The 9,072-nt window shown below is 34.0% G+C and carries 7 protein-coding genes and 1 pseudogene; 3 read left to right on the top strand and 5 right to left on the bottom strand.

The window, feature by feature from the left end:
* Nucleotides 1–140: 140 nt before the first annotated feature.
* The 5 genes and pseudogenes from IEV63_RS12835 to IEV63_RS12815 all read right to left on the bottom strand — a co-directional run bounded on the left by IEV63_RS12835 (nt 141) and on the right by IEV63_RS12815 (nt 6,318).
* A pseudogene (locus tag IEV63_RS12835) lies at nt 141–1,108 on the bottom strand (L-histidine N(alpha)-methyltransferase).
* Between the two features lies 1 nt (nt 1,109).
* On the bottom strand, nt 1,110–2,261 hold the full coding sequence (egtB, locus tag IEV63_RS12830) for an ergothioneine biosynthesis protein EgtB (RefSeq protein ID WP_308419942.1): 1,152 nt from the start codon (nt 2,259–2,261) through the stop codon (nt 1,110–1,112).
* Nucleotides 2,262–2,722: 461 nt separating this feature from the next.
* Nucleotides 2,723–3,436, bottom strand: coding sequence for a T9SS type A sorting domain-containing protein (locus IEV63_RS12825; RefSeq protein ID WP_188407219.1), 714 nt, complete (start codon nt 3,434–3,436; stop codon nt 2,723–2,725).
* Nucleotides 3,437–3,447: 11 nt separating this feature from the next.
* Nucleotides 3,448–5,721 (bottom strand): S8 family peptidase, encoded by a 2,274-nt coding sequence (locus tag IEV63_RS12820; RefSeq protein ID WP_188407218.1) that lies wholly within the window; start codon nt 5,719–5,721, stop codon nt 3,448–3,450.
* Between the two features lie 12 nt (nt 5,722–5,733).
* Nucleotides 5,734–6,318: a hypothetical protein gene (locus IEV63_RS12815; protein ID WP_188407217.1), complete on the bottom strand. Its 585-nt coding sequence runs from the start codon at nt 6,316–6,318 to the stop codon at nt 5,734–5,736.
* 562 nt (nt 6,319–6,880) lie between these two features.
* Here IEV63_RS12815 and IEV63_RS12810 point away from each other — a divergent pair.
* The 3 genes from IEV63_RS12810 to IEV63_RS12800 form a co-directional block, all read left to right on the top strand.
* The gene (locus IEV63_RS12810; RefSeq protein ID WP_188407216.1) at nt 6,881–8,257 is read left to right on the top strand and encodes a mercuric reductase; all 1,377 of its coding nucleotides are present in this window, start codon (nt 6,881–6,883) and stop codon (nt 8,255–8,257) included.
* A 190-nt stretch (nt 8,258–8,447) separates the two neighbouring features.
* Entirely contained in the window at nt 8,448–8,933 is a 486-nt protein-coding gene (locus IEV63_RS12805) for a GNAT family N-acetyltransferase (protein ID WP_188407215.1), read from the top strand.
* A 7-nt stretch (nt 8,934–8,940) separates the two neighbouring features.
* Nucleotides 8,941–9,072: amino acid kinase family protein (locus IEV63_RS12800; protein ID WP_444544429.1), on the top strand; the 132-nt coding region annotated here is incomplete at its 3' end.

Here is a 9,072-nt window from a genome sequence, read left to right as displayed (position 1 = left end):
CCAATGCTTTGGAGCGTATTATTGATTTATACTTTGCTAAAGATAAAAAGCTACACCAAGCTATTTCAGACTTAAAGGATTATCATGATAGTATTTTAAACAATCTTTTTGAAACCAAAGCTCATCTAGCTTATATCAAGCTATGCCTTTTTGCGAAACGTATAATTCTTATAATTTTTTTCAGCATCGGTAAAAACATGTTCAATTTGTAGGTTGGCTTCACCAGCAAGCCATTCTACTACTTCATCGTCGTATTTTTGGGAAATTTCGGTGTGTAAACTTTCCCATTGTTTAAACTTTACATGAAGATTGAGTTTTTTTAATTCAATTTTTTGCGGCACCAAACTTACTAAGAAACTTTGGGCTGTTCCAGTTTCAGGGTCGTAGGTTTCCCAATGTTTGAACTTGGATAAATCGAAATTGGCTTGCAATTCTTTATTCATTTGTAAAAGCAAATTTTTGTTGAAAGCTTCTGTAATTCCGTTTGGGTCGTTATAAGCATTCAATATTTTTTGGGGATCTTTCTTTTGATCAAAGCCCATAAAAAGCAAGTCGTTTTTGTTCATGCTTTTGCTGATTTTTCTCAGAAAGTCAATCGCTTCCGAATGCATCAAATTGCCAATGTTGGAACCCAAGACCAAAATTACCTTTTTGCGATTTGTATATTTTTCAAACTGCTGAAGCACATCAAAATACATTCCTTCTTGCACTTGTACATCAACCTTAGGTAATTCTTTTTGAATGGATGTTTTCAGTTCATCTAAAGCGTTTTGACTGATGTCGATAGGTAAATAGGTAAAATCAGTTGGCAACTGACTAAGTTTTTTCAGTAAAATCTTGGTTTTTTTTCGTCACCTGCGCCCAATTCAATTAAGTCGAAACCATTTTCATCATCAAAAACAGCACAAATTTCATCGCAGTTTTGTTGCAAAATAGCAAACTCACAATTGGTGAGGTAGTATTCTGGCATGGCCATAATTTGTTGAAAAAGTTGGTCTCCACGTTTATCGTATATAAACTTTGAAGCTATTTTTTTAGGATATTGGGTCAAGCCCTTTTTCACTTCTTTTTCAAAAGCTGTTAATTCTTTTGTTGTGGGTGCTTTCATATTATTTTGCTAATCTGATGCCAGTAAATTGCCATCGTAAGTGAGGGTGAAAAAAGTTTCGGTAAGTCGGTCTGCTGTGTTGAGGAGAAGTTACTATAGAATGTCCTCTCAGCACTTTTTGGTTCACCATAAATTTTCCGTTGTATTCGCCCAAAGCGCCTTCTGCTTTTTGGTAACCGGGATAAGGTTGGTAAGCCGATTCGGTCCATTCCCAACGCGCACCATAATTGAATTTTTTACATGCCACTTCCCATTCAAATTCGGTAGGCAGGCGCATTTTTTTCCATTGGGCAAAAGCAAAAGCTTCGTAATAGGAAATATGCGTCACTGGCGAATGGGCTTCAATTTGTTGATAACCTGAAAGTTGGTAGCTGTAATATTCTCCTTCTTCTTTTTGCCAATACAGCGGAAAGGAAATGTTGTTGTTTTGCAACCAATCCCAAGCTTCTGCATGCCATAGCAATACATTTTGGTAACCGCCATCTTCAATAAATTCGATGTATTCTGCATTGCTTACCAAACGAGACGAAATAAAAAAATCATTCAAATACACTTGGTGTTGCGGGGTTTCGTTGTCATAACAAAAACCTTCATCAGCATGCCCAACGCTATACAAACCTTTTTCCACACTAAGCCATTGCAAAGGTTCTTGTTGGATAGTTTCCTTAAACTTTTCATCATAAATAGGCTTTAAAGCTTGTGTTCCTAAGCTGTATTTTATGTCGGTATACAGCAATTCTTGATGTTGCTTTTCATGATGAATACCCGTTTCTATAATTTTTATTTCTTTGTCGGTCAATTCCTTTTCTTGAAGATAATTTGCCACGTGCTCATCTACGTATTTTCTGTACTCCAATACGTTTTGAACCGTGGGTCTACTCAAATTTCCACGTTCTGAACGAAGTATTTTTTGGCCTAAACTTTCATAATAACTATTGAATACAAATGAAAAATCAGGATGATATTCGGTATAACCTTCCTTTCTAGACAAGAAAAAAGCTTCGAAAAACCAAGTAGTATGACCCAAGTGCCATTTGGGTGGAGAAACAAATTCAACAGGCTGCAAACCGTAATCTTCAATAGCTAAATGCTTACAAATTTGAAGGCTATTTATTCGCGTTTCTTGGAAAAGTTGAATAAGTTCATTTTTCATAGCCATAAATTTCGGATTTGTAAAAATAGAAGGATACTATTTTAACATTTAAAAATTTATGTGAAGTTTTTTTATCGTTTTCTTAAAAGAAATGAAGCGATTCTTTTGGTTAACCGCCATTACCTGCCTGAATGTAACGGCAGGCGGGTTCATGAGTTGTAAAGTTGCTGTTGTTGTCGACGCCTTTATAGATAAATGCTTTTTGAATGCATATTACAGGTTAAAAATCATAAAGTTTTCAGTACCAAGTTTAAAATAAGTATTTTAATTTAGTTCAATAGTTTTGATTTTTAAATTAAAACAACAGGTATCACACAAACTTGCTTAACCTGCAGTTAGGCACTACAAAACTTAGTTAAGGGCCCAAAGTATAATTGAATACTTTTCTTTTTTCTGCGCATCTTTTTTGTTTGCGCTTTTTGCTTAAAATAGAGTGCCAATGGTTATCAACTTATTAATCCTTACTTCTTCTCAAACTTCTTCGTCAAACTTCCTTTTTCGGTTTGAATTTTCAAAATATATAAACCAGCAGATAAATGACCTACTTCAATAGGATGGTTTTTATTGTAAGATTGAAAAACTTGTTTCCCTTCTAAATTAAAAATTTCTATTTGCTGAACAGTTGCTTCCTCACTTTCTATATGTAATAGGTTAGTAGTTGGATTTGGATAAATTGATAACTTTACATTTTCAAAATCTGTACTGCTTAGTGTATCAGTCCAAAAAGTGGCTACACTCCCTTCTGGATTAGTAATGTCCAAATAAATTAAGTCATCCTCTTCTCTAAAAGAATAGTCGAAAGGTCCATGTATACTACCTTCATTTGTTTGCATCTCTGCTTCTTGAAAAACAAAAACACCAAAGAAAAAAGCACTTATATATGAACCACCTGGTGTAATTGGACACGCAAAGTCTGTAATGTAAAAGTCCTGAACAGTTTCATCGATTTCAAAATAATAGTCACATTCACCAAAAAAACTATAATATAAATAAACAGAAGATGTGTTCAATATATTAAGTTGATCATAAACTCCTTCACCGTTTAAATCTGCATAAATAGTTTGGTCAATGGTTACTATTTTTTCAATTGTCCAATTGTGGTCTAGTATAGATACCGTTTGAGCATTCACTGTAAAAAAGCTTAAAAAAATAAGTAAACTGTATATTGTTTTCATGATATATATTATTAGTTAATAATTAATTGTTTGGCGTCTATAATAACACCATTTGCTATTAAATTTACAATATATGTCCCTTGTGCAAGATTTTGAGTTGGTATAGTTAAGGAGCTATTTTGGCTATCCAGTATGTAGTTGTAGAAAACACCACTTATGGTATGGGTTAGCATTAGGTAAGCGTTGTCTTCTTCTGCTACTAAATAAGTTACAATTGCTGAAGTAGTTGCAGGGTTTGGGCTAATGCTTTCTATAATTCGCTTGTCTTCTGTTTCTACTGTTTTGTAATCTTTATGCCCGTCTGTTTCGGCTATAACTTCTAGCCTATATTCTTGTGCAATCATATTGTTAATGGTAAAATCTGAACCACTATAAATTAGAACTCCATCTTCATCATACCAATTGTAGATGGCTTCTTCGTTAATATCTTCCACAAAGAAGGTTTCAGAACCATCTGTATTGGATACTTTATTGGTCCCAGCGTTAAAACTTTGCCTTTGATTGTCTCTTAAAAAAGTATATGAAAAACCACCAAGCACTTCTTGTGTAGTTGATTCAAGTTGATGCACATGTATACTAAAGTTTTCTTGTGCATCTACCTGGTTTACAAGAAAATTAACTCCAAGAGTTGCTATACCCCATTCGTCACTTTGCATAGCTACATTGTTTAGGCTTGCATTGTTTGCTGTTAGCTCTATTACCCTTTGTATTGGATCTATTACACGAACATCACTAGATTGTCCTCCGCTATTTTGCCACAAATTCCATAGATCATGATTAAGCTCTACCCTAACCTCTGCATCTTGCCATAAGTTATCATCTTCAACTGTATTAGTAAAAAATTCTATATCTGAGGTTAAGCTAGTTGAGCTGCCTACATTACCAACAACTATTGAACCTCTGCTTGGTCTTCCTGCAACATTAATTACTTTTGCATTTTTATAAGCAATATTGTTATTATTTCTAGTATTTAGTGCTGCATTTGAACCTTCTGTAACTGCCATAGGATCTGCACTAGTAACTATTCGGCTTAAAAAACAAAACATCCATGGATTTTCAAAATCTAAGTTAGCGTAAGCATCTGGATCTAAAGGTTGCCACTGAAACTCTAATATAGTTGATTCTCCTGGACTTAAGCTTGGAATGTTTAATGTATTAACTTGGTTGCCAATCGGAGTATTTGGGTCTAGGTTGAAATTCCCATTCCATACATTTGGCCATTGTTGAGATAAACCTCCTTTAGCCCAGTATAATTCTAGGAGTTCGTTTCCTGTTGAAGTTTCACAACTATTATTAGTTACCTTTACATATACGTAAACAGGAGTTTGATCATCTACAAAATGTAAATCTTCACTTTTTTGATACAGTATACCATCATTTTGGTTTCTGACCCAAATATCTGGACTGTCCCAAATAACATTTGTGTCAACATCGGGTTCAACGCCATAATCATCTTCTGAATTACGTATAATTAAATCAAGACCTGGTGTATAATTAGCATCACATTTTGCCTGTAAAACCGCTGCATAAGCATTTACTCTCCCTGCACCTAATAAACCTGCATACTGTTCATTTTCTGGAATATCATCAATAAATACTGCCGTTTCTTGTAAAATTTCTTTTACTCTAGTAGCTGTTATTGTAGGGTGTAAAGAATACATTAATGCAGCGACACCTGCAACCATTGGAGATGCATAAGAAGTACCCTTCCCAAACTGATAGGTATCTAAACCTCTCGCAACGGGTATAGTATAACCAGGTGCAACAATATCAACTTTATCATTGTGTTGGTGTGTAAAAAAATCATTACCAACCACAAATTGGTGTACGTCTTTCCAGCCAACCGTTGCGCCATTATCATAAACACTACCATAAGGCTGGTAGCTACCGACGCTACTTACAGATAAAACGTGTTCATAAGACGCTGGATAAACATAAGTGGTGGGAGGTATTGCATAAGTAGCATGTAAAAAACCATTTCCTGCAGCAGCAACAACTGTCACATTTAATGTCTGGTTTAAAAATTCAAATATACTGGCTTGAACGTCACTATTACCACCTACTAAACTAATATTAATCACTTTTATCTCATCGTGATTTTCAGCTAAAAATAAACACTGACCAGCTATACTATTCGGATAGCTGTTAGAAGTAAATGATGGTCCACCACTTGAAAGTATCAAACTAGAATCATAACCGATAGATGAAATACCTTCTGTATTACCAGTGTCTCCAGCTGCAACGCTTGCTACACTTACCCCATGCCCACCACTTGTAGTACTCATATAGCCATAAGTTTAAATAATTTTATCTACAATTTCTGGATGACTATCGTTAAAACTTATATCTCTAATACCTATAGCAACACTTGGACTCCCTGTTGTAATATTCCAAGCTTGTCTAGCATTAATAAGTTCTAGATGCTCATATGCTCGCATGTTATGTATTTGAAAATCATTCGCAAATACATCATTAGAGCCATCAGGTACCCAATAATTAGTAATTTGGTCATGATCAAAATAATCATCAGGAGTTCCTAAAGCACGCCCTTCAACATCTTCAATTGTACCAAAGTATTCAGCAAAAACTATTGAACTGGAAAGTAATAATTCATTTACTCTTGCATTTGAATCTAAGCCTATTAAATAATATTTATGTAAAGATGTAAATTTAGACCATTCAAACTCCCTTAAATAGGAGTAAACTTCGAATTGGCTAAAAAAATTGGTAGTATTCGGATCGTTAAATTGTAAATCAAGTGTTCCGTCAGTTTTTTTTGTTGCAGATGTTGGTTTTAGTAAATCAACACTAGCCTCTTCAATATAATAATAATGAATATTTTCAGATGAATTTTGAGCAGTTAAAGATGTTATACTAAGCATGAGAAAGCTTAATACAAAAGTAAACAACCAAAATTTAGGTAATTTTGAAGATTTGAAGATTTGAAGATTTGAAGATTTGAAGATTTGATTCTTGTTTTCATAATATTTAGTTTAGATTAATTATCTAAAATTAATTTAAAATTGTTATAAAACACAAGCTTAAATGTTAATGTATTATTATTTAACATAATTTGATAATAAAGGGTTGCTATATAGATTTCCATCAATGTGAGTTTACAAAATAAACTAGTTTATTCATTTGAAAATTTTCTTATGAATATAAGACTAAGAAAAGTCTTACATTTCGATGTTTTTATAGAACACCAAAATGGTGATTTTATAGCTCAGGTTCTTTATATGCTTTAATTCTATTAGCCATAAATTTCGGATTTGTAAAAATAGAAGCATACTATTTTAACATTTAAAAATTTATGTGAAGTTTTTTTATTATTTTCTTAAAAGAAATGAAGTGATTTTTTTGGTTAAAAATCATAAAGTTTCAAGTACCAAGTTTAAAATAAGTAACTTAGGATATTTAAAAAATCACTTAAAAGCAGCTATCATGAAAAATTACGATGCAATCATTATCGGATCAGGACAAGCGGGAACGCCATTGGCTTTTAAATTGGCTTCAGAAAAATTGAAAGTAGCTTTTATTGAAAAAAAACACTTGGGTAGAACTTGCGTAAATGTAGGATGTACACCTACTAAAACCTATGTGGCAAGCGCAAGAAGAGCTTGGGAAGTAAGAAATGCGGAACGTTTGGGCGTGAAAATTTCAAATAAAATTGAAGTAGATTTGAAAGCGATAAAAGCAAGAAAAGATAAATTGGTAAATGAATCCGTCGATGGCATTGCTTCCGGATTGGAAAAAAACGAATTCATAACCCATTACCAAGGTGAAGCTCATTTTGTTGAAAACAAAGTAGTAGAAGTGAATAATCAACAACTCACTGCTGATGAAATTTACATCAATGTAGGAGCAAGACCCAACATTCCAGATGCGTATAAAAATGTAGATTTCCTTACCAATGAAAGTATTTTAGCTTTAGAAGAAGTACCAGCACATTTAATTATCGTTGGCGGAAGTTACATCGGTTTAGAGTTTGGACAAATGTTCAAAAGGTTTGGCGCAAAAGTCACCATTATTGAAAGGAGCGATAGCATCATTAAAAAGGAAGATCCCGAAACCAGTGAAGCCATTCAACAATTTATGGAAGATGAAGGAATTGAATTTGAATTGAACTCCACTTGTATTTCAGCTAAAAATGAAGATCATCAAATATCTGTTCAAGTTCATTGTGAAGGTGAAGCCGAAAGAAATATTACAGGATCTCACCTGCTTTTAGCCATTGGAAGAAAACCCAATTCAGATTTGTTGCAACTGGAGAATACAGAAATCAAGCTAAGCAATCGCGGTTTTATTGAAGTTAATCACCAATTGGAAACCAATGTAAAAGGAGTTTTTGCACTGGGTGATGTAAATGGAAAAGGCGCTTTTACGCATACCGCTTACAACGATTTTGAAATTATTTCAGACAACAAATTTAAGGCTACTAACCGAAAAGTTTCAGATCGTATTTTAACCTACGGTTTATTTGTAGACCCGCCAATGGGCAGAGTTGGACTCACCAAAAATCAAGCACTTAAAGAAGGTTTTGAAATTTTATATGGACACAAACCCATGAGTGAAATTGCAAGAGCCAAAGAAAAAGGAGAAACTAACGGTTTTATGAGTGTAGTCATCAACAAAAAAACAAACAAAATTCTCGGAGCAACTGTTTTAGGCGTAGGCGGAGATGAAATTATCAGCACGTTGATCACAGCCAAGTATGCTGGAATGGATTACCACGATTTAATAGATAGCGTGCAACCCCATCCAACGGTAAACGAGCTCATTCCTACCATGCTTGAAAGTTTAGAAGAAGTGAAGGCGTAGCATTTACTTTATTTTAAAGTATTCTCAATTTTTTCAAATCTTATTCTTTGTGAACCTTTGCGCACGCTTAGCGCTCTCTGCGTGAAATTTAGAGCAATACATATATTTAATTACGGAGTACGAAGATTATAATTGAAGTGAAATTCACAATAGATAAAATCCTTACTTTTGCAGCTTCAAACTTTTTACTATGGATTTTGAAATTCGCAGAGCGTTACCAGAAGATATTCCATCTATTTTGCAACTTATTCAAGAATTAGCAGTCTATGAAAAAGAACCCGATGCAGTTGAAGTAACCGAAGAAATTTTATTTCAATATGGTTTTAGTGAAGAAGCTTTTTTTAAGTGTTATGTTGCTGAATTTAGAAAGGAAGTGATTGGGATGGCGCTGTTTTATTCACGATTTTCAACTTGGAAAGGCAGAAGCATTCATTTAGAGGATTTAATTGTAACCCAAAAAATGCGAGGTAAAGGAGTGGGAAGAGCTTTGTTGGATGAAGTGGTAGCCTACGCTCATCAACAAAAATTGAAAAGAGTTGAATGGGTGGTTTTGGATTGGAATACCTCAGCGGTAGAATTTTACAATTCCTATGGAGCCAATGTAATGCAAGAATGGAATACCGTTCATTTAGATGAACAAGGAATACAAAACGCAATAGAAAAAATAAATACATAAATAAAAAATGCAAGTTTTTAAATTTGGTGGAGCGTCTGTAAAAGATGCAGAAGGAGTACAAAATGTTGCTCGTGTAATGCAACTCATGGGTGCAGAAAATAAAGTGATGGTAGTTTCTGCCATGGGAAAAACAACCAAT

Origin of the sequence: Psychroflexus salis (assembly GCF_014640175.1) — a bacterium.
GTDB lineage: Bacteria > Bacteroidota > Bacteroidia > Flavobacteriales > Flavobacteriaceae > Psychroflexus > Psychroflexus salis.
This window is presented reverse-complemented; position numbering and strand designations above follow the sequence as displayed.

What these genes read in the sequence shown, in the direction of transcription:
- egtB (WP_308419942.1), bottom strand. Translation starts at nt 2,261, where the DNA reads ATGAAAAATGAACTTATTCAACTTTTCCAAGAAACGCGAATAAATAGC.
- IEV63_RS12825 (WP_188407219.1), bottom strand. Translation starts at nt 3,436, where the DNA reads ATGAAAACAATATACAGTTTACTTATTTTTTTAAGCTTTTTTACAGTG.
- IEV63_RS12820 (WP_188407218.1), bottom strand. Translation starts at nt 5,721, where the DNA reads ATGAGTACTACAAGTGGTGGGCATGGGGTAAGTGTAGCAAGCGTTGCA.
- IEV63_RS12815 (WP_188407217.1), bottom strand. Translation starts at nt 6,318, where the DNA reads ATGCTTAGTATAACATCTTTAACTGCTCAAAATTCATCTGAAAATATT.
- IEV63_RS12810 (WP_188407216.1), top strand. Translation starts at nt 6,881, where the DNA reads ATGAAAAATTACGATGCAATCATTATCGGATCAGGACAAGCGGGAACG.
- IEV63_RS12805 (WP_188407215.1), top strand. Translation starts at nt 8,448, where the DNA reads ATGGATTTTGAAATTCGCAGAGCGTTACCAGAAGATATTCCATCTATT.